The sequence below is a fragment of the Streptomyces corchorusii genome (genome assembly GCF_001514055.1).
Lineage (GTDB): Bacteria > Actinomycetota > Actinomycetes > Streptomycetales > Streptomycetaceae > Streptomyces > Streptomyces olivaceoviridis.
In genome coordinates this window covers 160,690-183,347 of record NZ_KQ948362.1, presented here as the reverse complement: position 1 = coordinate 183,347, position 22,658 = coordinate 160,690, and the positions used below count along the sequence as shown (strand labels likewise).

At 72.4% G+C, this 22,658-nt stretch carries 19 protein-coding genes; 13 read left to right on the top strand and 6 right to left on the bottom strand.

What is annotated here, in order from left to right:
- The first annotated feature begins 29 nt into the window (after nt 1-29).
- From AQJ11_RS52170 to AQJ11_RS29450, 10 genes are all read left to right on the top strand, one after another.
- Entirely contained in the window at nt 30-161 is a 132-nt protein-coding gene (locus tag AQJ11_RS52170; protein ID WP_279616957.1) for a hypothetical protein, read from the top strand.
- Nucleotides 162-375: 214 nt separating this feature from the next.
- Nucleotides 376-1,455 (top strand): ParB/RepB/Spo0J family partition protein, encoded by a 1,080-nt coding sequence (locus AQJ11_RS29490; protein ID WP_244218400.1) that lies wholly within the window; start codon nt 376-378, stop codon nt 1,453-1,455.
- Nucleotides 1,456-1,754: 299 nt separating this feature from the next.
- Nucleotides 1,755-2,750 carry an NAD(P)/FAD-dependent oxidoreductase gene (locus AQJ11_RS29485; protein ID WP_244218399.1) on the top strand — a complete coding sequence of 332 codons (996 nt, stop codon included), beginning with the start codon at nt 1,755-1,757 and terminating at the stop codon, nt 2,748-2,750.
- Nucleotides 2,747-3,049 (top strand): 2Fe-2S iron-sulfur cluster-binding protein, encoded by a 303-nt coding sequence (locus AQJ11_RS29480; protein ID WP_058083556.1) that lies wholly within the window; start codon nt 2,747-2,749, stop codon nt 3,047-3,049. Before AQJ11_RS29485 ends, AQJ11_RS29480 begins: the two co-directional genes overlap by 4 nt.
- 46 nt (nt 3,050-3,095) lie before the next feature.
- Nucleotides 3,096-3,848, top strand: a complete 753-nt coding sequence (locus AQJ11_RS29475) for a hypothetical protein (RefSeq protein ID WP_014677206.1) — start codon at nt 3,096-3,098, stop codon at nt 3,846-3,848.
- Between the two features lie 66 nt (nt 3,849-3,914).
- Entirely contained in the window at nt 3,915-5,300 is a 1,386-nt protein-coding gene (locus AQJ11_RS29470; RefSeq protein WP_244218398.1) for an ATP-grasp domain-containing protein, read from the top strand.
- A complete protein-coding gene (locus AQJ11_RS29465; protein WP_059265175.1) occupies nt 5,297-6,622 on the top strand; it encodes an ATP-grasp domain-containing protein in 1,326 nt (441 codons plus the stop codon). The genes AQJ11_RS29470 and AQJ11_RS29465 overlap by 4 nt, the downstream gene beginning before the upstream one ends.
- The gene (locus AQJ11_RS29460; RefSeq protein ID WP_059265174.1) at nt 6,619-7,881 is read left to right on the top strand and encodes an ATP-grasp domain-containing protein; all 1,263 of its coding nucleotides are present in this window, start codon (nt 6,619-6,621) and stop codon (nt 7,879-7,881) included. The genes AQJ11_RS29465 and AQJ11_RS29460 overlap by 4 nt, the downstream gene beginning before the upstream one ends.
- 70 nt (nt 7,882-7,951) lie before the next feature.
- Nucleotides 7,952-9,658, top strand: coding sequence for a DUF885 domain-containing protein (locus AQJ11_RS29455; RefSeq protein WP_059265173.1), 1,707 nt, complete (start codon nt 7,952-7,954; stop codon nt 9,656-9,658).
- A 16-nt stretch (nt 9,659-9,674) separates the two neighbouring features.
- Nucleotides 9,675-10,193 carry a hypothetical protein gene (locus AQJ11_RS29450; protein ID WP_059265172.1) on the top strand — a complete coding sequence of 173 codons (519 nt, stop codon included), beginning with the start codon at nt 9,675-9,677 and terminating at the stop codon, nt 10,191-10,193.
- A gap of 20 nt (nt 10,194-10,213) precedes the next feature.
- Here the strand turns inward: AQJ11_RS29450 and AQJ11_RS29445 are convergent, their stop codons facing one another.
- Nucleotides 10,214-10,687: a winged helix-turn-helix transcriptional regulator gene (locus tag AQJ11_RS29445; protein WP_014677212.1), complete on the bottom strand. Its 474-nt coding sequence runs from the start codon at nt 10,685-10,687 to the stop codon at nt 10,214-10,216.
- A gap of 86 nt (nt 10,688-10,773) precedes the next feature.
- Here AQJ11_RS29445 and AQJ11_RS29440 point away from each other — a divergent pair, with 86 nt between their 5' ends.
- From AQJ11_RS29440 to AQJ11_RS29430, 3 genes are all read left to right on the top strand, one after another.
- Nucleotides 10,774-12,042 (top strand): MFS transporter, encoded by a 1,269-nt coding sequence (locus AQJ11_RS29440; RefSeq protein WP_059265171.1) that lies wholly within the window; start codon nt 10,774-10,776, stop codon nt 12,040-12,042.
- A gap of 98 nt (nt 12,043-12,140) precedes the next feature.
- Nucleotides 12,141-13,448, top strand: a complete 1,308-nt coding sequence (locus tag AQJ11_RS29435; protein ID WP_244218397.1) for an aminotransferase class V-fold PLP-dependent enzyme — start codon at nt 12,141-12,143, stop codon at nt 13,446-13,448.
- 228 nt (nt 13,449-13,676) lie between these two features.
- Nucleotides 13,677-14,522 (top strand): EamA family transporter, encoded by an 846-nt coding sequence (locus AQJ11_RS29430; RefSeq protein WP_059265170.1) that lies wholly within the window; start codon nt 13,677-13,679, stop codon nt 14,520-14,522.
- 23 nt (nt 14,523-14,545) lie between these two features.
- On the opposite strand, the gene AQJ11_RS29425 is transcribed toward AQJ11_RS29430, so the two are convergent.
- From AQJ11_RS29425 to AQJ11_RS29405, 5 genes are read right to left on the bottom strand one after another with little or no spacing between them, the layout of a single operon-like run.
- Nucleotides 14,546-15,982 carry an aminobutyraldehyde dehydrogenase gene (locus tag AQJ11_RS29425; RefSeq protein WP_014677216.1) on the bottom strand — a complete coding sequence of 479 codons (1,437 nt, stop codon included), beginning with the start codon at nt 15,980-15,982 and terminating at the stop codon, nt 14,546-14,548.
- Entirely contained in the window at nt 15,979-16,890 is a 912-nt protein-coding gene (gene thpD, locus AQJ11_RS29420; RefSeq protein WP_059265169.1) for an ectoine hydroxylase, read from the bottom strand. Before thpD ends, AQJ11_RS29425 begins: the two co-directional genes overlap by 4 nt.
- The gene (locus AQJ11_RS29415) at nt 16,887-18,893 is read right to left on the bottom strand and encodes a primary-amine oxidase (protein ID WP_059265168.1); all 2,007 of its coding nucleotides are present in this window, start codon (nt 18,891-18,893) and stop codon (nt 16,887-16,889) included. Before AQJ11_RS29415 ends, thpD begins: the two co-directional genes overlap by 4 nt.
- On the bottom strand, nt 18,890-19,717 hold the full coding sequence (locus AQJ11_RS29410; protein WP_059265167.1) for a thioesterase II family protein: 828 nt from the start codon (nt 19,715-19,717) through the stop codon (nt 18,890-18,892). Before AQJ11_RS29410 ends, AQJ11_RS29415 begins: the two co-directional genes overlap by 4 nt.
- Nucleotides 19,710-22,658, bottom strand: coding sequence for an amino acid adenylation domain-containing protein (locus tag AQJ11_RS29405; RefSeq protein ID WP_059265166.1), 2,949 nt, complete (start codon nt 22,656-22,658; stop codon nt 19,710-19,712). The genes AQJ11_RS29410 and AQJ11_RS29405 overlap by 8 nt, the downstream gene beginning before the upstream one ends.

Genomic DNA, 22,658 nt, shown 5'->3' with positions numbered 1-22,658 from the left:
AGCGGTACGTCGCTTGGGAGGAAGTCCCGATGACACTGCTGCACGAGCCGACACCAGGAGCATCCGCCGGGCCCGTCTTCGGCTGTACGGCGCGGGCAGGCCGACGGTGGGCGGAGCCGTACGAGGCGCCGCTCAGCGCCCGCCGGCCCTCCGGGGACTGACGGACGTGCCGTGCCGGTCCCGCCGATTCGCCGGCCGGCCACCAAGCGGGGACTTAGCCGCGTCATGACGGTCCGCGCCCTCGCTGCGAGATGCGCTCCACCGTCTTCCCCCGCACGGCACCCCTGTGCCGGGCGCCACGCTCACCGGAACCGATGACGTTCTCCTCGGTACTTGCAGCCCCACATGCAGAAAACGACAGAAAGCAGATCTTCGGTGCCTTCAGACCTTGTGGACAACCCGCCCCCCACCCTCCTGCCGGACCGGTCGCGGACGCCGGCCCGGGATCCCGCCCCGACGACGTCGGCACCATCTGCCGACGTCCATCTGGCGCCCGTCGCCTCGCTGGTGGATGCCGACTCGCCGCGTCTGGAAGGGCTCAGCCAGGACCACATCGACGTCCTCGCGCAGGGCGACATCGAGCCGATACTGGTGCACCGGGACACCCTGCGCGTGGTCGACGGGATGCATCGGCTCCGGGCCGCCCGGCTGCGCGGGGACGAGATGATCCCGGTCCAGTATCTGGACGGGCCGGCCAGTGAGGTGTTCATCCACTCCGTGGCGGCCAACGTCAGCCATGGTCTGCCCCTGACCCTGCGGGACAGGAAAGCCGCGGCCCGGCGAATCCTGGCCCAGCACCCGGATCTGTCGGACCGGGCGGTCGCGCGCATCACCCGGCTGTCGCCCAAGACCGTGGGCGCCGTCCGCCGTGCTTCGAGTGAGGAAGTTCCACAGTCGAAGGTCCGGGTCGGTGCGGACGGCCGTTCTCGTCCGCTCGATGCGGCACGACGCCGGGAGGCGGTCGGCGCGTTCCTCGCCGAACATCCCGCCGCCACGCTCCAGGAGGCGGCCACCGCCGCCGGGGTGTCGATCAGCACGGCGTGCGAGATCCGGCAGCGGATGCGGCGTGGCGAGCAGGAACCCAGGCCACCGGACCGGAGCACCGCACGCGAAGCACGGGACCCGTCTCCCGCGGGCGGTGCGGGCGACCCGGTGAGCAGCCGGTGCACAGGGCGCGGCCGGGCCCGGCGCATCGAGAGCCTGGCGAAGGACCCGTCCCTCAGGTTCACGCAGTCCGGGCGCGCGTTGCTGCGCTGGCTCCACGAGCGGGCCCCCGATCTGGAGGCGGGGCGGCAGTTGCTGGCCGCGGTGCCGCCGCACTGTGCCGTCGCCGTCGCGGACCTGGCGAACTCCTACGCCAAGGAGTGGGAGCGGTTCGCCAGCGCATTGGGCCAGGCGGTCATCGACGCGGACGAACAGCGCAGCGCACCGGAGCCGCGACGCCCGGTGCGGTGAGCGGGCCGCCCGTCCGGCGCGGAGCGGAAGAAGTCCTGCACCGCGCGGTCCGTGAATAGCGGCGGACGGAGTTTCGAATCCATTTCTTGACGGCAGATCAGGGCCGGCGAATGATGAGATGCAGTTCGGCGGCAACAGCGCCGGATATCGACGGGAAAGCGCCGGGTGGCAGGAAGGCAATTTCCTTCGTGTCACTCGGGCGACCGGCCCTCGGAATGGGGCAGCAGAGTTCTTCGACCGAACGCTAGAAACACCTGGAGTTCAGGATGGACCGAGCGGGGGTTCGAGTGGAGACGACCGTGGCCGACGCGGAAGCGAGCGCGGACGTGGCCGTAGTCGGCGCAGGGCCGGCCGGTCTGTACACCGCCTGCTGCGCGGGCTTCCGAGGACTTTCCAGCGTGATAGTCGATGCGCTGCCGGAGCCGGGCGGGCAGGTCGCGGCCCTGTACCCGGAGAAGAGGATCCACGACGTCGCCGGCCTTCCGGCCGTACGGGGCCGGGAACTGGTCGACGGTCTGATCGCCCAGGTGGAGCCGTTCCGCCCGCGTTACCTGCTCGGCCGGACGGCGGTCTCCCTGGTGCCGGAGGAGGGCAGAGGCTGGGCGATACGGCTGGAGGACGGCGGGTTGGTGCGTGCCGGAGCCGTCGTGATCGCAGCCGGACTCGGCCGTTCGGTCCCGCGCACCCTGCCGTGCCTGGGGCCCTATCAGGGGCGTGGCGTGGCCCACCACGTGCCGCGTCCCGACGAGCACCGGGACCGTGACGTGGTGATCGTGGGCGGTGGCGACAGCGCGGTCGACTGGGCTCTCGCCCTCGCGCCGATCGCACGGTCCGTCACGGTCGTGCACCGGCGCTCGGCCTTCCGCGCCCATGAGCACAGCGTCAAGCAGATGTACGCGTCGGGCGTTCGAGTGGTGACCGACGCGCAGGTGACGGCCTGTAAAGGAGCCGGAAATCTGGAAGAAGTGTGGGTCCGGGCGGAGGAGGGCGAATTGAAAATGCCCGCACAGGCTCTCGTCGGGGCGTTGGGATTCATCACCAACATCGGCCCGATCGCCGATTGGGGACTCCGGATGAGTAATCGCCTCGTTCTGGTCGACGGAGCGATGCGGACGAATATGCCGGGAGTGTACGCGGTCGGCGACATCTGCCATTACGAGGGTCGCGTTCCCCTCATATCGGTGGCCTTCGGCGAGGCGGCGACCGCGGCGAATCACGCGGCGGTCGGGCTGCGCCCGGGAGCGCGCCTCGCACCGGAGCACTCCACCGACATCGACGCTACCAACCTGTCATGAACCTGAAAAAACTGACCATCCTTCCGGCGGGAACCGAAGTCCTGCTGCCGGCGGGATCCCCCCTCACCGAAGTCGAGTACGAGGTGCCGCGGCTGCGGCCCATCCCCTTCGGATGCCGCTCCGGATCGTGCGGCGCGTGCGTCATCGAGGTGCTGGAGGGTCTCGGCTCCCTCGGCGAACCCGACCCCGACGAACTCGACTTCCTGGAAGACCTCGGCCGCACCGGCGGCACCCACCGCCTGGCCTGCCAGTGCCGGCTGCGGGGCGACGCGACCGTTCGCGTCGCCGACGACATCTGAATCCGCTCGCACGAAGAGTCCGAGTGTCCGAACCGAAAGGTGAACCATGCCGAACCGCGTGACCAACGTCGGCTACGGGGACCGTACCCCGTTCCTCAGCAGCACTGCCGCGGCCCAACTGCGCGCCGAGATCGACGCGCAGCTCGACCAGCAGGTCCTGGAGTGGTACGCCAACGTCCCCGAGGCCGCCCATCTCGAAGGGAAGAACGTCGACTCCGCGTACTACCGGCGGAACCTGATCGAGACCGCCTGGCGCATCCGGATGCTGCGCGTCTCCGAGGCCAAGGCACTGGTGGAGATCGCCAAGACCAGCCCCGAGGCGGCGCAGGTCTGGGCCAACTACGAGCAGGAGGAGATGCTCCACGACGAACTGTTCATCGCCGACCTGGAGAAGGCGGGCGTGTCCCGCGAACAGTTCCTGGCCACCGAGCCGTACCTGTCGACCAAGCTGCTCACCGGCTACTTCTCCTACCTCCTGGACCACGAGGGCCCGCTGGGCGTGGTGGCGTACTCCTACCTCGTCGAGTACGTGAACGTGCAGCTGGAGCCGAGGAAGCTGGAGGCGCTGAAGAAGTCGGTCGGCGAGGCCAACATCGGCGGCCAGATCAACCACTCGCACACCGACATCAACGACGACCACCCCGGCGAGGTGTGGGCGGCCGTCCGGCACCTGCTGCGCAGCCAGGACGACATCGAGGCGTTCAAGCGGTACCTCCGCGAGCACCAGCAGATCCTGGCGCAGTACTTCGAGGAGCTCTACCTGGACACCATCGCCGGGGCCGAGAAGCAGCCGGCCTGAGATCCGTCCCCAGCGGGGGCGCGGTGCCGCCGCGCCGCGCCCCCGCCTGCCGGCAAGGAGGCCGGAATGAGCACCGAAAACGCCAGGGGAGTGCTGCTGCTCAGCCATGTCGGGTTCTCGTTCATGGAGGACCTCCTCGGCACGGTCACGGCGCGGGGGCTGAAGGGCTATGTGCTCAGCTCCTTGCCGGAACCGCAGCACCAGGCATCCAGGCCGGCGACGCTGGCCGACCTCGCCGCCGATGTGCGGGTGACCGGCGGGCACGTCCTGACGGCCCGCGACGTCGAGGACTACCTCGACCACCTCCAGGCAGCGGGTGCGGCGGTGCAGTGCTGCCTCACCGTCTGGGAGGGCTACCGGCATCTGATGGCGCTGGCCAACGCCCGTCTGGGTGTGCCGGACCTGGACGAGAAGCAGGTCCTGGACCTGCGGGACAAACTGACGCTGCGAAACCGGCTGGCCGACGCCGGACTCAGCCGCGGCCGGGCGTCCGCCCTGACTCCCGAGACGCTCGCCGAACGCCAACGCGCGGGCGGTCGCTACTTCGTGAAACCGGTCAGCGGCATCGCCTCCTTCGGGACGTTTCCCCTCACGGCCGACACGACCTGGACCGAGGTGGAACGCATCGCCGCCGAGGCCCGGTCCGACACGGTCTACTCCAGCGCCTTCACCGCCGGGGGCGGTTCCGGCAGCCCCGGAGCCGGCTCGGGTCACGGTGTCACCGGCGGGATGGAGTTCCTCGTCGAGGACTATGTGCCGGGGAGGGAGTTCAGCTTCGAGGTGATCGCCGTCGACGCCGAGCCGCACGTCGTGGCCGTGCACGAGAAGTGCCAGGTCACGGAGACGGCGGGGACCGTGTTGGAGAACGCCTGCGTCAGCCCGCCCACCAGCCTGTCGCAGGAGGAGATCGCCGCCGGGATCCGCTGGGTCACGAGCGTGCTGGACGTCCTCGACCTGGACTGGGGCTGTTTCCACATCGAGGCGAGGCACGCCGCGTCCGGCTGGGATCTGATCGAGGTCAACCCGCGGGTGGGCGGCAGCCTGATCTCGCCCAGCGTGGCGGCGCTGACCGGCGGCCCCGGCCTGCTCGACCTCTGGCTGGACTGCCTGCTCGCGGCCGGCAGCCCGGCCGACTTCGGCACGGCGCTGAAGAAGCTGTCGTTCGCGGCGGACGGGACGACGCAGGGCCGTCACGCGACGTTCTTCCGGGTCTTCTTCGCCGAGCCCGGAACGATCCGGTCGGTCGGCCTGAACGGCGACCTCCCCCTGGAGCCCGTCGTGTCGCACGTCCTGCTCGAACCCGGCGACGTCGTGCACTCGTCCTCGCGCGAAGTGTTCCTCGGCCAGGTGCTCTGGCGCATGGACCGAGCGGACCGCGATGCGGTCCTGCCCTGGCTGCTGCCCGCCTCCGAGCACGCCATCGAGATCGTGTACGAGAGGGAGCACGGATGACCAGGCCGATCCTCCTCATCGTCGACTACAACCTCAGCCGCATCGACGAGGTCCGCCACCTGCGGGACCACGCGCGAGACCACCACGGCGCGACGGTGATCCTCGTCCGCGCCGACCCCACCGAGGCCGACCGCTCCATCGCCGACGAGGTGATCGACCTCGATCCGCTGCGCGACGACTTCGCCGAGATGGGCGAGAAGCTGCTCGGCGACCGGCGCGAGCGGATCAAGGCGGGCATCGTCTTCTCCGACAACGCCGTACACAGCGGGGCCGAACTGCTGGAGCGGTTGGGCGTCCCGGTCGACGCGTCGCGGCCGGCCCAGGGCGCGTTCTCCAAGTACCGCTACCGGCTCGCCGAGGCACGCGTGGCCGACCTGCTCCGGACGCAACGGATCATGGTGCCCGCGTTCGCCGAGATCGCCTCGCTCGACCAGCTGAGGGGATTCGCCCGCGATCACCCCCAGGGCTTCGTCGTCAAGCCCGCCGCCGAGGGCAACAACCGGGGCGTCGTCGTGGTCCGGCCGGGCGACGACCTCACGGCGGTGTTCGCCGAGGTCCTCCCCTACCTGGAGGGCGGGGTGATCTGCGAGGAGCTCATTCCGTACCGGAGGGAGTACTCCTTCGACGGACTGGGGTCGCTGGAGTTCCTCACGGAGAAGATCAGCGCGGTCGGCCGGTACCCCGTCGAGATCGCCCAGGTCCTGCCGGCCCGGGTGGCCGAGCACGAGCGCGCGACGCTGGAACGGGCGGGACGGCAGGCGAACCTGCTCGTCGGCCAGTGCGACGGGCCCTTCCACAACGAGATCAAGTTGAGCGACGACGGGCTGCGCGCCGCGGTGGTGGAGCCCAACCGGCGACCGGGCGGGATGAAGATCTGGTCGCTGGCCCGCTGGGTCTACGGCATCGATCTGCACCACCGCTGGGTCGACGCGGCCTTCGGCACGGCCTCCGGCAGGCCGGAGCTGGTGCCCGGGTGCTCGGCGGCGACCGTGCTGCTCGGCGTCGCCACCGACCGCTCGTTCTGTCCGGATGACGTCCTGTCCGGCACGGACCCGTTCGCGGACGCCGTCCAGGCCACCGCGGAACGCCTCGGCCTGGCCGAGGGGGAACTGACGGCCAGGGAGTTCTCCTGGCTGTCGGCCGAGCGCCGCGACCTGCACGCGGTCGCCCGCGACAACGCGGACTTCGCGGCGCAGGGCTGCGTCGTCCTGCGCGGCGGCCGCACCGATATCCGCACCGTCGTCCACGCACTGCGCGAGGCGTGGTCGGACGCCCTGGACCGCGCCCTTCGCCCTCCCGCCTCCCTCAGGAAGACCCGATGAAGATCCTCATCCTGCACCGCGTGCCCTACTTCAAGATCGAATACCACCGGGGGATCTCCCACGACCGGCACGACGTCACCTATTTCGGGACCGACCAGGCGCTGGCCACCTTGCCACCGCACCTGCGCTGCGAGCGGGTGAGCCGTCCGGGTCTCGGCTCGGCCTTCGAGGAGGCACGGGACTGGCTGGCACGCCGGCCCCGCGACTTCGACCGGGTCATCTCGGTGTCGGAGTACGAGCTGCTCGACGCCGCCCTGCTGCGCGAGTACCTGGGCGTGCCCGGCGCACCGGCCGACCAGGTCGCCCTGGCCCGGGACAAGGTCCTGATGAAGCAGGCGGTCGAGGAGGCGGGCCTGCGCGTGCCCCGCTTCCTCGCGCTGCCCCGCTTCCTCGACCTGGACGGCCGGGTCCCCTGGGACGGCCGGACCGTACTGAAGCCGCATCGCGGTGCGTCCAGCGAGGACGTCCTCGTCTTCGACACGCCCCGGCAGGCCGCCGCGGCCGTCACCGGGGGCCGCACCGGCATCCCCGGGCTCGACGCGGGCAGCGGCCTGGCGGACTTCGAGGTGGAGGAGTTCGTCCCCGGGCCGATCAGGCACTTCGACGGCCTGGTGCAGGGCGGCGAAGTCCTGGTCCTGAGCGGCAGTGAGTACGTCGGCACCTGCCTGCAGTACGCGCAGGGCGGGCCACTGGGGTCCTTCCAGCTCGCCCTGTCCGAGGAGGAGCGCGCCTGGGTGTCCCGCGCCCTGGCGGCGGTGCGCATCCAGGACGGCAGTTTCCATCTGGAGGCGATCGCGCACCGGGGGGAACTGGTCTTCCTGGAGGTCGGCAACCGGGTAGGGGGCGCCGACGTGGTGGCGACCGTCGAGCTGGCCACCGGCGTCCACCTCCCCTCGTACGAGCTGCGCGCGCTGCTCGGCGAGCGCGTCACCGGAACGATCCCCGAACCGCCCGCCGACCGGCGCCTGTACGGCTGGTTCGTCTGCCCCGGCCACCACCTGGCCGGACAGGAGTTCCAGGGGCTCGACGGGACGGCGGCGTTCCGGGACGACCCGGCCGTGGTCGCCTGGAACGAACTGCCGCCCGGCTCGCCGCTGCCCGACCACATCACCTACCAGTCCGGCGAGACGGTGCTCGCGGGGATCGTCGCGGGCGACAGCCCCGAGGGCGGCCGGCGCTGGATCGCCGATCTGTTCGCCTCGCTCTCGGTCCGCACCCGGCCGGCCGTTCGGACGACGTCGGAGCAGGTGCCGGCATGAGGACTCGGCACCTGTCGTGCGCGGTGGCCGTCACCGCTGCCGGGCTGCCGCCGCAAAGCGGGTCCCGATCATGACGGCACTGAACGATCTCGCGGACCAGTACGTGGACGAGCTGGCCCTACTGGACCCCTGCCTCGCCGCGGCGATGGGCATCGCCGGTCAGGAGACCCGTCTGACCGACTTCGGCCCCCAGGCGGTGCGGGAGCGGGCGGCGTCGGCGCGCCGCATGCTGAAGGCGGTCGAGGACACGCCCGTGGCCGGGGACGCCGAACGCGTCGCGGCAGCGGTGCTGCGTGAGCGGCTCGCCACGCAGGTGGCGCTGGCCGACACCGACGCGTACGGCACGCTGCTGGACACCCTCGACGGGCCCGTCCAGCGTGTGCGGCAAGCGGTGGGTCTGCTGGACCAGGGCCGCGACACCGCGTGGGAGGTGCTGCTGGCACGGCTGTCGGCCGTACCGGAGGCGCTGGCGGGGCTGCGGGAGAGTCTGGAGGCGGCACGGCGCGGCGGCCGGGTGGCACCGTACCGCCAGGTGATCCGCAACGCCCGGGAGTGCCGTGACATGCGGCAGTACCTGGCCGGGTTGCCCGCCGGGCACGGGGACGGCGTGTTGCGCGGCGCACTGGAGCAGGCCGTGACGGCCGCGAACCACGCGCTGGCACGGATGGCGGCGTACCTGTCGCGGGAGCTCGCGGCCCACGCCCCGGAGCGGGACGCGGTGGGCGAGGAGCGCTACCGGCTCGGGGTGCGGGAGTTCCTCGGCACCCGGCTGGACCTGCGGCAGACCTACGCCTGGGGCTGGGAGGAACTCGGCCGGGTACAGCGGGAGATGGCGGTGACGGCGGCGCGGATCGCGCCCGGCGAACCGGTGCCGGCCGTGCTGGCGGCGCTCGACGAGGACCCGCGCCACCAGATGACCGACAGGGCGCAGTTCCGCGACTGGCTCCAGGAACTCGCCGACGCCGCCATCACCGACCTCGACGGGACACACTTCGCGATCCCCGAGCCGCTGCGGCGGATCGACTGCCGGATCGGCCCTGCCGACGGGCCCGCCTTCTACCTGGCGCCCAGCGAGGACCTGTCGCGCCCCGGCACGGTGTGGTGGACCAGGCCCGAACCGGGCGCGCCGATCCGGACGTGGACCGTGCCGGGCACGATGTTCCACGAGGGCGTCCCGGGCCACCACCTCCAGCTGGGCGTGACGACGCTCAACACCTCCGTGCTCAACCGGTTCCAGCGGCTGTCGTGCGAACTGCACCCGGGGCACGTGGAGGGGTGGGGCCTGTACGCCGAGCGGCTGATGGACGAACTCGGATACCTCGCCGACCCGGCCCACCGGCTGGGGATGCTGGCCACCGGGCAACTGCTGCGCGCCGCACGGGTCGTCCTGGACATCGGGCTGCACCTGCAGCTCCCCATCCCCGCGGGCACCGGGTTCCACGAGGGCGAGCGGTGGACGCCACAGCTGGGCCGCGCGTTCCTCACGGAGCACTGCGGGCTCGGCCCGCCGGGGTTCGTCGAGTTCGAGATCGACCGGTACCTGGGACGCCCGGGGCAGGCCCTCGCCTACAAGCTGGGGGAGAAGGTGTGGCTGGAGGCGCGGGAGGCGGCCCGCCGCCGCGACGGCGCCGCCTTCGACCTCAAGCGGTTCCACCACCACGCGCTGAACCTGGGGCCGATGGGCCTGGACCTGCTGCGCGCGGAGCTGACGCGCGCGGACCGGCCCGCTGAACAGGTGTGGACGGGACGGATACGAGCGGAGCGCACCGCACGGTGAGGAAGCGAGCGATCGGATGATCACGGCAGTGGGACATGCCGACCTGACCCCGGCCACATGGGAGCTGGTGCGGGCCGAACTGCGGGAACGCCTGCGGGGCCTGCCGCCCGACGCGACGGCACTGGTACGCGCCGGCGCCGGACTGCCCCTGGCGTTCGGGCGGGTGGTGCACGAGGTGGGGCGGCGCCTGGTTGTCCTGCTCCCGGAACGGGGCGATGCCTTCGCCGACGCTCCGTTCCACGACCGGCGGGCCCACCGGGAGCTGCTGGCCCTGGCCGGGCGGATACGGATGCTCCCCTTCGACCCGCTGGACCGGGACGCCTGTGTGAGCGCGGACGAACGGCTGGTCAGCGGCTGCACCCGGCTGCTGGCCGTCTGGGACGGTTCACCGTCCAGCGGGCAGGACGCCACCGCCCACATGGTCGCCTACGCCCGTGCCCGCGGTATCGCCGTGGAGGTCGTCTGGCCCGCGGGTGCCGCCCGTCAACCGGCCGGGCACACCGCGTCGCCGCGCGTGCCCGAGCACCGGCGCTGACCGTCTCGCCGGCCGTCGCCTCACCGCTGTCGTTCGCTGCCGGTCTTCTGCACGTGAGTGGTGTCGGCGTCGAGGAGGGCACCGTCGGCACCGGTCGGCCTGATGTCCGGCACCCGGGCGCCCTGCCGGTCGACCAGAACGGAGTGCGCCTCGCCGGGTTCGAAGGCGTGGCGCTCCCCCCACTGGCGGAGGGTGAGCAGGACGGGGAAGAGATCGCGGCCGACGTCGGTGAGGACGTACTGCAGGCGGCGGCCCGAGGGCGCGGTCCGCTGGGCCAGGACTCCGTGTGCGGTGAGCTTGCGCAGGCGGTCGGTGAGGATGTTGCGGGCGATGCCGGTCCGTTGCTGGAACTCGGTGAAGGACCGTGCGCCGTCCATCGCGTCCCGGACGATCAGCAGGCTCCACCGGTCACCGACGAGATCGAGCGTGCGGGCCACCGGGCAGTCGGGATCGGTCCAGGCGGGGCTCGGAGTGCCCGTGGAGGGGCGCGGCATGACACCTCCCGATGAGTTGCGGATTGAGACCATCATGCCCTACGGTCGAAACAGTTTCACTTTGCTACTCATTTGTAAGGAGTGCGATGGACGTCTGGCGACGGTTACTCCTCGCGACCGTGTGCGGTGTCGCGGTGGCGAGCATCTACGCCGCGCAAACGGTGCTGCCGCCCATGGGAGACAGCCTCGGGGTGTCGGCACAACACGCCGGGTGGATCGTCTCCACCGGCCAGTTCGGCTATCTGGTCGGTCTGGTGCTGCTCGTGCCGCTCGGCGACGTGGTCGCCAACAGGCGCCGGCTCATCGCGGTGCACATGGCCGTCACCGCGGCGGGCCTGTTCGTGACGGCCGCGGCTTCGGCCGCGTGGACGGCCTTCGCCGGCCTCGCCCTGGCCGGCATGTTCGCGGTCGTGGTGCAGACCACGGTGGCCTACGCCGCGACGGTCTCGCCGCCCGCCGAGCGCGGACGCAACATCGGTGTCGTGACGTCGGGTGTGGTGGTGGGCATCCTGGGCGCGCGGTTCGTCACCGGCGTGCTCGCGCAGGTGTGGGGCTGGCGCAGCATGTACGCCGTGCTCGGCGTGCTCGCCCTCGCCCTCGCCGCCCTCGTCCTGCGCGCGCTGCCGCCCGAGGACGGCTCCCGCCGGCCCGCGGGCTACCGACAGGCCGTCGTCTCGCTCGGCGGGCTGTTCGGGCAGCGCCTGTTCCTGACGCGCGGTCTCATCGCGTTCTTCCTGTTCGCGTCGTTCGGCACCCTGTGGAGTGGCCTGTCCCTGCCGCTGGCACACGCACCCTGGCACCTGAGCGAGAGCCAGATCGGACTGTTCGGCATCGCCGGACTCGCCGGCGCTCTGGGCGCCGCACGTGCGGGGCGGTGGGCGGACGCGGGACGGGCGATCCCGATCAGCGGCCTCGCGCTGGTGCTGCTCATCGCCTCCTGGGCCGCGACCGCGCAGCTGTCCTGGTCCCTGTGGCTGCTCGCCGTCGGCATCGTGGTGCTGGACTTCTCGGTCCAGGTCGTGCACGTGAGCAACCAGCACGTGCTCACCACCGCGTACCCGGAGCGCACCAGCGGCGTCATCGGCGGCTACATGGTCTTCTACTCCCTCGGCTCCGCCCTCGGCGCAGCCGCCACCACCTCCGTCTTCTCCTCCCACGGCTGGGCCGCCTCCAGCCTCCTCGGGGCCGCGTTCGCGACCTGTGCGCTGATCGTCTGGGCAACCGACGCACGCCGGCGCTCCGGGACCGTGCGGGCCGGCGCCGCGGCGGCGGACGCGCACCGCGGCGAGGAGGAGAAGCAGAGGAGCGAAACGGAGCAGGTCGGCCCGAGGGCGGACCGTTCCGAGGTCCTCTGAGAACTCCCCAGGCTCGACCCCCATGCGCGACCGGCAGGTCCGGGCCGTGGTCCGGCGCCCGCACACGTGCAGCCCAGTCACCGTCAAGAGGAGTGATCGTGTCCCTTACGAACCCGGCAAGCCTTGTCGACTCCGACCTCGCGAGTGTCCCGCGGGTCACGCCGCAGACCGCACCCCAGCCTTTCGATCCGGACGACTGGAAATCCGTCCGCGCGCAGTTCCTTCTGTCGCCCGACCTCGTGCACCTGTCCAATTTCTACCTCGCCTCGAATCCGACGCCTGTCCGTGACGCCATCACGAACTACCGGCGCGCGTTCGACGAGAACCCGCACAGCTTCCTCGACGACAACATGTTCGCCCGGGAAGAGGACATGCTGTGGCGTACCGTCTGCGCCGAGGCGGCCGAGTACGTCGGCGGGCAGGCCAACGAGATCGCCCTGACCAGCAGCACCACCATGGGACTGGCACTGACCTACAACGGCCTGCGGCTGAAGCCGGGCCAGGAGGTCCTGACCACCACGCACGAGTTCTACCCGCACCACGAGGCGATCCGCCTGGCCGCCGACAAGTGGGGTGCGACCATGCGCTCGATCCCGCTCTACGACTCCTCGTTCGACTTCTCCGCCGACGAGGCCATCGCCCGGCTGCGCGCCGCCGTGCGCCCCAACACCCGTGTGTTCGGTGTGGCCTGGGTGCATTCCAACACCGGCGTGCGCCTGCCGATGTCCAGGATCGCCGAAGCCATCGCCGACCTGAACCGGAACCGCGACGAAGCCGACCGCATCCTGCTGGTGGTGGACGGGGTCCACGGGTTCGGCGTCGCGGACGAGGACGTCGCACAGATGGGTTGCGATTTCTTCTCCGCCGGTACGCACAAGTGGATCCTCGGACCGCGCGGCACCGGAATCATGTGGGCGAAGGCGGAGAACTGGGCGCTGCTCCAGCCCACGATTCCCAGCCTGATGAGCAAGGAGACCTCCGCGGCGTGGCGGCAGGACCGCCGGCCGGCCGGCCCCACGGAAGCCGCATGGGTCAGTCCGGGCGGATTCTTCTCCTACGAACACCAGTGGGCCGCCGCCGAGGCGTTCCGCTTCGTCCGGCAGATCGGACGCAAGCGGATCCAGGACCGGATCGCGGAGCTGAACAGCCAGATCAAGGAAGGCCTGGCCGCCATGGAGCACGTGACGCTCCACACGCCCCTCGACCCCGAGCTGTCCGCGGGCATCGTCACCTTCGACGTGGAGGGCTACGCACCGCGGGAGGTGGCACGCATCCTCCGCGAGAACCGGGTCATCGCCAACGCCACGCCGTACGGGATTCCCCACGTACGTCTGTCGGCGGGGATCGTCAACTTCCCCGAAGAGATCGACCTGGCCTTGAACGTCATCCGGTCGCTGAAGGGCTAGCGGCCCGGCGCCCGGGGAGCCGGGGAGACACCCCGCCCACCGTCGCGGCACGCTCAACGGCACAGCCGGGACTGCCCGGGTGAGACGTCCTTCGTCGACGCCGGGCAGTGGTCCCTCAGCCGGGTGTCATCATCGTGGCGATCCCGGGTAGGGCGCTCGGTATGTGTGTGCGCGCCGATGCCTTACCGCCCGGAAAGAGTCCGCAGCAGCCGCCCGCGGGGAGGGCCCGTGAGTGAGACGCTGGCGCTGGCCTCCGCGCTCTGCTTCGGAGTGACCCACTTCGCGAACGGGCTCGTCTCCCGCCGGGTCGACGGCATCACCGTGGCCCTGTACGCACAGCTCGCCGGGACCGCGGTCGCGCTGGTGGCGGCCCTGTCGTCCGTCAGCGGCTCCGCGACGGCGGGTGACTGCTGGTTCGGGGCGCTCTCGGGCGTCGGCACGGGCGTGGGGGTCGCCTTCCTCTACCGGGCGATGTCCCAGGGGCAGATGAGCGTCGTCGTCCCGGTCAGCGACGTGGGCGCCGTCGCCCTTCCCGTCCTGGTGGGGGTGGCCCTGCTGGGCGAACGGCCGGCCGCTGTCGCCTGGGTCGGCATCGCGGCGGCGGTGCCCGCGCTCTGGCTCGTCTCCCAGGCGTCGGGACCGGGCCCGGGCGGCGGGTCGCCCGCGACGGCGGGCGTGCCGGCCGCGCTGGCCGCGAGCGCCGGTTTCGGGGTGCAGTTCCTGGCGATGGCTCAGGTGGGCGCGGGCGGCGGCCTGTGGCCCGTCGTCGTCAGCCGCGTCGCCTCCGTGCTGGTCATCGCCGCCGTGCTCGTCCTCTACCGGTCCCCGGTGACGATGCCCGGCCGGCCGGCGGCGGTGGCCGCCGCGGCCGGTGCGGTCGGCACGGTGGCGATCATCCTGTACCTGGCCGCCACCCGGCACCAGCTGATGGCCGTGGCCACCGTGCTGTCGGCGCTCTATCCGGCCATCCCGGTGCTGCTGGCGCTGGTCTTCCTGCACGAGCGGCTGACGCGGTGGCAGGCCGCCGGCCTGGTGTGCGCGGCAGCCGCCATCGCGCTCATCGCCCTGCGCTGAACACACCGGCCGCACCGGTCACTTCAGGTACCGGTGTAGGTCATGACGTGCTTGACGCGCGTGTAGTCCTCCAGCCCGTACGCCGACAGGTCCTTGCCGTACCCGGACTGCTTGAAGCCACCGTGCGGCATCTCGGCGGCCGTGGGCATGTGACAGTTGATCCAGACGATGCCGGCGTCGATGCGCCGGGCCATGGACACGGCACGGCGGTGGTCCCGCGTCCACACCGACGAGGCCAGGCCGTACCGCACGTCGTTGGCCATGCGCAGCGCCTCCTCGTCGTCGGCGGACGCCTGCACGGTCAGAACGGGCCCGAAGATCTCCTCCTGCACCGCCTCGTCGTCCTGGCGCAGCCCCGTGACCACCGTGCCCTCGTGGAAGAACCCCTCACCCGGCAGCGCCGAACCCCCGGCGACGGTACGGGCGTGCGCGGGCAGCCGCTCCAGGAAGCCCCGGACCCGCTCCCGCTGCGCCGCGCTGTTGAGCGGTCCGAACCAGGCGCCGGGATCGTCGGGCGGTCCCGGCGTCAGCTCCTTGACCTCGCGCACCAGGTGCTCCACGAACGCGTCGTGCACCGAGGCGTCGACGACGATCCGGCACGCCGACGCGCAGTCCTGGCCGGCGTTGTACAGGCCCGCCTCGGCGATGCCCCGCGCGGCGTGCGCCAGGTCCGCGTCGGCCGCGACCAGCACCGGCGCCTTGCCGCCCAGCTCCAGGTGGACGCGCTTGACCTCGGCGGAGGCGGCCGAGGCCACGTCGGTGCCGGCGCGCACGCTGCCGGTCACCGACACCATGGCCGGCCCGGGATGCCTCACCAGCCGTCGCCCGGTCTCCCGGGTGCCGCAGACCACGTTGAGGACGCCCGGCGGCAGGAACTCCGCCGCCAGCTCGGCCAGCATCAGCGTGGTCACCGGGGTGGTGTCCGAGGGCTTGAGCACCACGGTGTTGCCGGCCGCGACGGCGGGGGCGAACTTCCACACCGCCATCATCAGCGGGTAGTTCCAGGGCGTCACCTGGGCACACACGCCGACCGGCTCCCGGCGGACCGAGGAGGTGTGGCCGGGCAGGTACTCGCCCGTGGACCGGCCCTCCAGCATCCGGGCGGCCCCCGCGAAGAACCGGATCTGGTCCGTCAGGGGGCCCATCTCCTCGCGCACCACGAGGTGCAGTGGCTTGCCGGTGTGGACCGTCTCCGCTGCCGCGAACTCCGCGGACCGCTCCTCCAGGGCGTCCGCGATCCTGAGCAGGGCCCGTTGCCGCTCGCCGGGCGGGGTGTCCCGCCAGCGCTCGAACGCGTCCTGGGCGGAGCGTACGGCCGCGTCGATGTCGGCCTCGCCGGAGACGGGAGCCGTTCCGGCCGGGCGCCCGGTGGCCGGGTTCACCAGAGGCACGGTCTCGTCGGTCAGGGCCGGACGCCGGGCTCCGCCGACGAAGTTGTGCAAGGGTTCGCCGAGGTTCACCGGGCCTCCCCGACGGGTGTGAAGTCCCGGGAGGCGATGTACGACGGCCGGGGGGCGGGGGCGGCGTACGGCGGCCCGAGCGTGTTCTCGACGCTGCTGTACACGAGGAAGATGTTGGAGCGCGGATAGGGCGTGATGTTGCCGTTCGAACCGTGCATGCAGTTGGAGTCGAAGAACGTCGCGGACCCGGGCGGCCCGGTGAACTGGTCGATCCCCCCGGCCTCCTCGGCCAGCTCGCGCACCGCGTCCTGGTCCGGCATGCCGACGGTGGGGGAGTGGGTGCGCAGCGAGGTGCGGTGGTGGCCGGGCGGGGTGCGGCCCACGCAGGGCACGAAGGTGCGGTGCGAACCCGGGATGATGAGCAGACTGCCGTTGTACGGGAAGTTCTCCGTCAGCGCGATCGAGACGCTCAGCGCGCGCGGTCGCGGCATGCCGTCCTCGGCGTGCCAGGTCTCGAAGTCGGAGTGCCAGTAGAAGGGCCCGCCGGTGAAGCCCGGCTTGTAGTTCACCCTGCTCTGGTGCACGTACACCTCCGAGCCCAGGAGCTGGCGGGCCACGCCCGCGAGGCGCGGGTCCGCGGCCAGCCGGGCGAACGCGGGGCTGACGCGGTGCACCTCGAAGACGGAGCGGACCTCCTGGGAGGCCTCCTCCACCACCGTGCGCTCGTCGGCGCGCAGGGCCGGATCGGTGCGCAGCCGGGCGGCTTCCTGCCGCAGGACGTCCACCTCGTGCGGGCCGAACAACGGCTCCGGAGCATGGTGGTGGCCCCGGTCGGCGAAGCCGGTGCACTCACCGGGGGAGAGCGGCCCGTCCGCCGGGTCACCCCACACCACCGGATCGTGCCGGGGCACGCGCGGACCGGGTTCCGGCAGCCGGGTGGGATAGCGGTCGGTCAGTGTGGTGCTCATGGTGCGCTGTTCCTTTCCGGGGTGCGGTCATCGGGCAGTGGGTCGTGGCAGGAGTCGGCCCGGCAGGCGTCCGGCGCGGGCAGGTCCAGGGCGGGGTTGCCGTCGAAGAATCCGTTCGGCCGCAGCGTGAACCCCGTCGCTACGACCGGCATCGCCGGCCAGTCCTCGGGCCGTACGACGTGGTGCTCGCCGAAGGTGTGCCACAGCACGATGTCGGTGTCGGCCGTGGGCCGGTCGTCCCGCACGTACTCGGGCAGACCTCCCTCGCCGGGATGCTGGTTGGGGTAGTCGCCGGCGGCGTACATCTGCGCGGGGTCGTGCGCGGTGACCCAGAGGTGGCCGTAGGTGAAGCGGGCCCGGTGCCAGGCCTGGCTGCCCCGGGGCTGCATGGGCAGCAGACCCGAGGACGGGACGAGCTTGTAACCGACCGGCTCCCCGAGCCCGTTGCGCCGGTGCGGGTTGACGATGTTCCAGAAGCGGCCGGTGGCGGCCTGCGCGGTGCGCTGCTCGGCCTGCCGCTCCGTGGCCAGCAGGCGCGCCTCGGTGCGCCAGGCGTTGCCGTAGGGATTGTGCTCGTCCATCGGCAGCGGCACCGAGTCGACCTCGTACACCGAGTTGCGCGGTCCGTCGACGGCCATGTCCAGACGCATGGAGAAGAAGTGCTGGTGGTGCGGGCCGTACAGACCGGGCGCCACCGCCGCGCCGTACGGCGGGCAGGGGCCGGAGAACGCCCCCGTCGAGATCATCCCGGTGAGCTTGACCTCGAAGCCGATCGTGCCGTCCAGGTACAGGTACCAGAAGTACCCGTACTGGTAGTTGCCGAGGACGGCGAAGGAGGAGATGACCAGTCGGCGCTGGCGCCGGGTGACGACCCTGCCGGTGCGGAAGTCCGTGTGCTTCCAGGCGATGTTCATGTCCTCTTCGTGCATGCAGATGGCGTGCGGCAGCGTGACCGGCTCGCCGTCCTGGTCGTGCACCACGGCGTCGAAGTAATGGATCTCGCCGAGGCAGTCGCAGCCGAGTTCGAGGGCGTTGACCATGAACCCGGCGCCGTACTCGCCCTCGTCGAAGGCGTTCTTGCGGTAGTGGGTGAAGCCGGGGTCGCCGTACGGCGTGTACATCTCGGCGAGGGAGGCACGGTGCAGCACCGACCGGACCCGGCCCTTGTCCTCGTATCCGAGCTGGTGCAGCACCAGACCCTCACGGACGGTGAAGCCGAGACGCAGCCGCCACTTCTGCCAGCGGACCGCGTACCCGTCGACCGTGAAGCTCGGCCCCTCGGGCTGGGTGATGTCGATCGGTTTCAAGTCGGTGCGCTCACGCACGGCGGGCGGCCAGTTGCCGTCGTCGTCGCGCTCGTCCGGGTCGTAGTTCCCGGAGAGCGGCGGCAGCGGCACCACGCCCCGGTCGGTGACCTCCAGGACCTCCATCGAGTCAAGGTCCACGAGCGCCACCAGGTTCTCGACCGGGCGGGCGTAGCCGTTGTCGCGGGGACGGGTGCGGAGGAAGGTCAGCGCGTAGGACAGCCGCCGTCCCGGCCAGTCGGGGTGGTCGCCGGTGTGGCCGGTCGGCCAGGCGTCGACCATGGCGAGGGAGAAGTCCCCGCAACCGCGCCGGCGCATGCCCTCCTGCCAGCGGGGGTCCGCACGGACCGCGGCGTCGCACTGCGCGAACTCCTCCTCGGTGATGGCGGTGTGGACACCGGGACACGGGCGCCAGAGGGTGACCTTCTCGGTGTCCAGACAGACCACCGCCTCGTAGGTACGGCGGTGCCGCCGGTCGCGCAGGACGACGCTCACCTCGCGTGGCGGGCAGTGCCGCGGATCCTCGTCGGCCAGCCGGTCCTTGGCCGGCTCCTTGAGCGACATCATCACGAAACGCACGTCCGCCGTGAGCCCGCGCCCGGACTTCAGCAGCGTGGCGGCGAGATGGATCTCGTCGGCGGTCAGCGGCTGGAGCGGATGCCGCGTCGCCACGGTCGTCGTGGCCGGGGAGACGGTCACAGGGACCTCCTGGACAGGTGGGCGGTCGGGGTCCGGGGCGGGGCGTGGTACGGCGTGGCGGCCTGCATCAGGTCGTGGCGCAGGGCTTGCAGGACGAGCGGGCGGTCTGTGTCGAGGTAGAAGTGGCCGCCGGGAAAGCGCCGGTGCCGCACGACGGGGACGCGGGTCAGCTGGCCCCAGTCGTCCAGGCGGCGCGGTACGAGCGTCATGTCCTCGGCGCCGGCGTAGACGGCGATCGGGACCGGCAGCGGGAGACCGCCCGGGCGGTGCCGGTAGGTCTCGGCGGCGGCGAAGTCCGCGCGCAGTGCCGGCAGCATCAGCCGCAGCAGCTCCGGCTCCTCCCGGATCTCCGGTGAGGTGCCGCCGAGCCGGATCACCTCCGCGAGGAAGGCGTCGTCCGGCAGGCCGTGGCAGGGGCGGGCCGGCGGAGTGAGGCGGTGCGGGGGCTCGCTGCCCGAGACCACCAGCATCGCCGGCGGCCTGCCCCGGCGCAGCAGGAGCCGGGCGGTCTCGTAGGCGGTGATGGCACCCAGGCTGTGCCCGAACAGGGCGTACGGCCGGTCGTCCGCCGTGTGGTCCAGGACCTCGGCCACGTCGTCGGCACAGCCGCGGGCGAGGGCCGTCACACTGGAGCGGGGCGGCTCGGTGTAGCGCCCGTCCCGGCCCGGCAGCGCCATCGGGTGGACGTCGACGTCGGGGGCGAGCGCGGTGAGCCAGGCGCGGTAGGCGCCGCTGCCCGCGCCGGCGTGCGGGAAGCAGAACAGGCGGATCCGGGCGTCGGCAGGCCCCTCCTGGCGCCGGGTGCGGGGCTGTCGGTCAGTCATCGGGGTGGTCGCCTTCCCTTGCGTGCGCTGCGCTCTTGACCAGGTCCCGGACGGTGGGGGACGCGAGGAAGTGCTCCAGACGGACGTCCAGGGCGTGTTCGGCGCGTGCCCGGGAGACGAACCGGGCGGCGTGCAGCGAACTGCCGCCCGCGGCGAAGAAGTCCTCGCCCGGATCCAGCCGGTCCCGGCCGAGCAGCCGGCCCGCGAGCCCGGCGAGCGCGTCCTCCAGGGCGTCCGGCCCGCCGCTCCCGGTCTCCGTCTCGTGGCGCTCCGGCCGCAGGCGCGGCAGCGCGGCGAAGTCGGTCTTGCCGTTGCCGGTGACGGGCAGCGCGGGCAGGAAGCCGTAGGCCGCGGGGAGCATGTAGGCGGGCAGGGTGCGGCGCAGGTGCCGGGTCAGGCCGGCGGTGTCCGGGGCAGTGCCGTCCGCGGCGACGACATGGGCCTCGATACGGTCGTCGACGGCACGGACGGCCGCGACGCGGACGCCGGGGTGCCGTTCCAAGGCGTGCTGGATCTCGTCGAGTTCGACGCGGTGGCCGCGGATCTTCACCTGGCGGTCGGTCCGGCCGAGGAAGTGCAGCACCCCGTCCCGGTCCATGCGCACGAGGTCGCCGGTGCGGTACATGCGCGCGTCGGGCCGGCCGGCGAACGGGTCGGGCAGGAAGCGCCGCGCGGTCAGGCCGGGGCGCCGGCGGTAGCCGCGGGCCACACCGGACCCGCCGACGTAGAGCTCGCCCGGCCGGCCGGGCGGCACCGGCTCGCCGTGCTCGTCCAGCACGTGCACGCGGACGTTGGCCAGCGGCGTTCCGATCGGCACCGGCGCGTCACCGGCCCCGGGACGGCACTGCCAGGACGTGACGTCGATGGTGCACTCGCTGGGGCCGTAGAAGTTGTGCAGCTCCGCCGGCAGCCCCAGCGCGTGGAACCGGTCGACCAGCCGCGGCGGCAGGCTCTCGCCGCCGCAGAAGACGTAGCGCAGGCCGGTCACGTCGGCGAGGGCCGGATCGTCCTCGTCCAGCAGCACGTCCAGCAGGGAGGGCACGCAGGCCAGCACGGTGACGCCGGTGTCCCGCATGAGAGCGAGCATCCGGTGCGGGTCGCGCAGCGCTCCGGGCGGGGGGACGACGAGCGTGGCGCCGGAGATCAGCGGGGCGAAGATCTCCCACACGGAGATGTCGAAGCCGAGGGACGTGTGGTGCAGGACCGCGTCCGACGGGTGCAGCGGGAACGTGGCGGCGTCCCAGTACAGCCGGTTGGCCAGATTACGGTGTTCGACCTCGACCCCTTTGGGCGTACCGGTGGAACCGGAGGTGTAGAGGACGTACACGAGCGAGTCGGCAGCCGCCGGCCGCCTCGCGCTCCGCGGGCCCGCCGCGTTCCCGGCCGGCTCCGGCAGGGGCACGACCGGGACGCGCAGCGGCGGCAGACGGTCGAACAGCCGGGCGTCGCTCAGCACGAGGGCGGCGCCCGCGTCCTCGGACACCAAGGCGTTCCGCTGCGGTGGATGGGCGGGATCGAGCGGCAGATAGGCGGCACCCGCCTTGAGCACCGCCAGGATCGCCGTCACCGCCCCCGGACCGTGCTCCATGTGCAGCCCCACGAGGTCACCGGCGCCGACGCCGCGGCGGGACAGGGCCTCGGCCAGGCGCTCGGCGTCCGCGTCCAGCCGCGCGTAGGTGAGGTCGCCCTCGGCGCTGCGGACGGCGACCGCGCCGGGATGGCGGGCCGCGGCTTCCTCGAACAGCTCGTGCACACACCGGCCGGCCGGATACCGCACCTCCGTGTTGCGTACGCTCGCCGGTTCCCGCAGCCGGGCCAGCCGGCGCTGGGCCGGCTCGCCGCGGGGACCGGGGTCCGCCGTGGACGGCGGGAGGAGCGGACCGGCCGGCTGCCTGTACGGTCCCCAGCGCGCCGTCTCCGTCATCAGGCGGCGGTGGCAGGCGGCGACGGGACTCCCGTCGTACAGACCGTACGCCCCGTGGACGTGCACGGCGTGACGCACGCAGTCGTCCAGCAGCGCGGTGACCGCGGCCGTCAGAGCCAGTGCGCCGGCCAGCGCCCGCCGGGCCCGCTCGGAGCTGATGTCCTCTCCGTCGGCGTCGAGTTCGCGCAGCCGCGCGTCGTTGGCCAGGCGCAGCCCCTCCAGCCGGGTGCGCTGGGCGGCGAGGGGAAAGGCGACGGCCTGGTACGAGCCGATCGGGCGGCCGAACTGCGACCGCCTGCGGGCGCGTTCGACGGCCCGGGTGAGCGCGGCGCGGGCCAGACCCAGCAGGTGCGCGTTGCGCAGCAGCGCGCACCCGGCCCAGAGCGGACCGGCGGACGTTTCCGCCAGACCGGAGTGCGCGGTGCCGGGGCCGTCCGTGGCCACGGCCATGAGCGTGTCGCCCGGGGTCGGGTACGGCGTCGCGCCTGCCGGCCGCCACCCGGTCACGACGTCCGGCGCGTCCGCGGCCGGGAGAAGGACGAGGTCCGGTGGCTCCTGAGTGAAGAGGACCGGCCCGCGGGGCTGGGTGGTGTGGCTGTTCTGCGCGGTCGTCCGGCCGTCGTACCCGCCGCTTCGGCCGTCGCGTTCGGCGTGGTGAGCAGGGTGGCCCGTCCCCTGGGCGCCGGCGTCGGGCCAGGGTACGGCCACCCCGACGCCGCACGCGCCCGTGCGGACCTCCCGGACCAGCCCGGATGCCGCACGGGTGAGGAACGGAAGCGCCGCCAGGACGTCCACAGGGTCGCTCGGGCCCAGGGCGAGACCCAAGTGCTCGGCCAGTGCGGCCGCGTCGGCGAAAGTCAGCCCCAAGCCCCCGTCGTCCACCGGGAGACAGGCGCCGGTCCAGCCGTCCCGCGCCAGCGCGCGGCGTACGTCGGTGACGCGGGAGGGGTCGCACGAGTCGAGGGTGGCGGCGAAGTCCCGGAGCAGCTGCTGCTGCCAGGTGCTGCGACGAGGCAT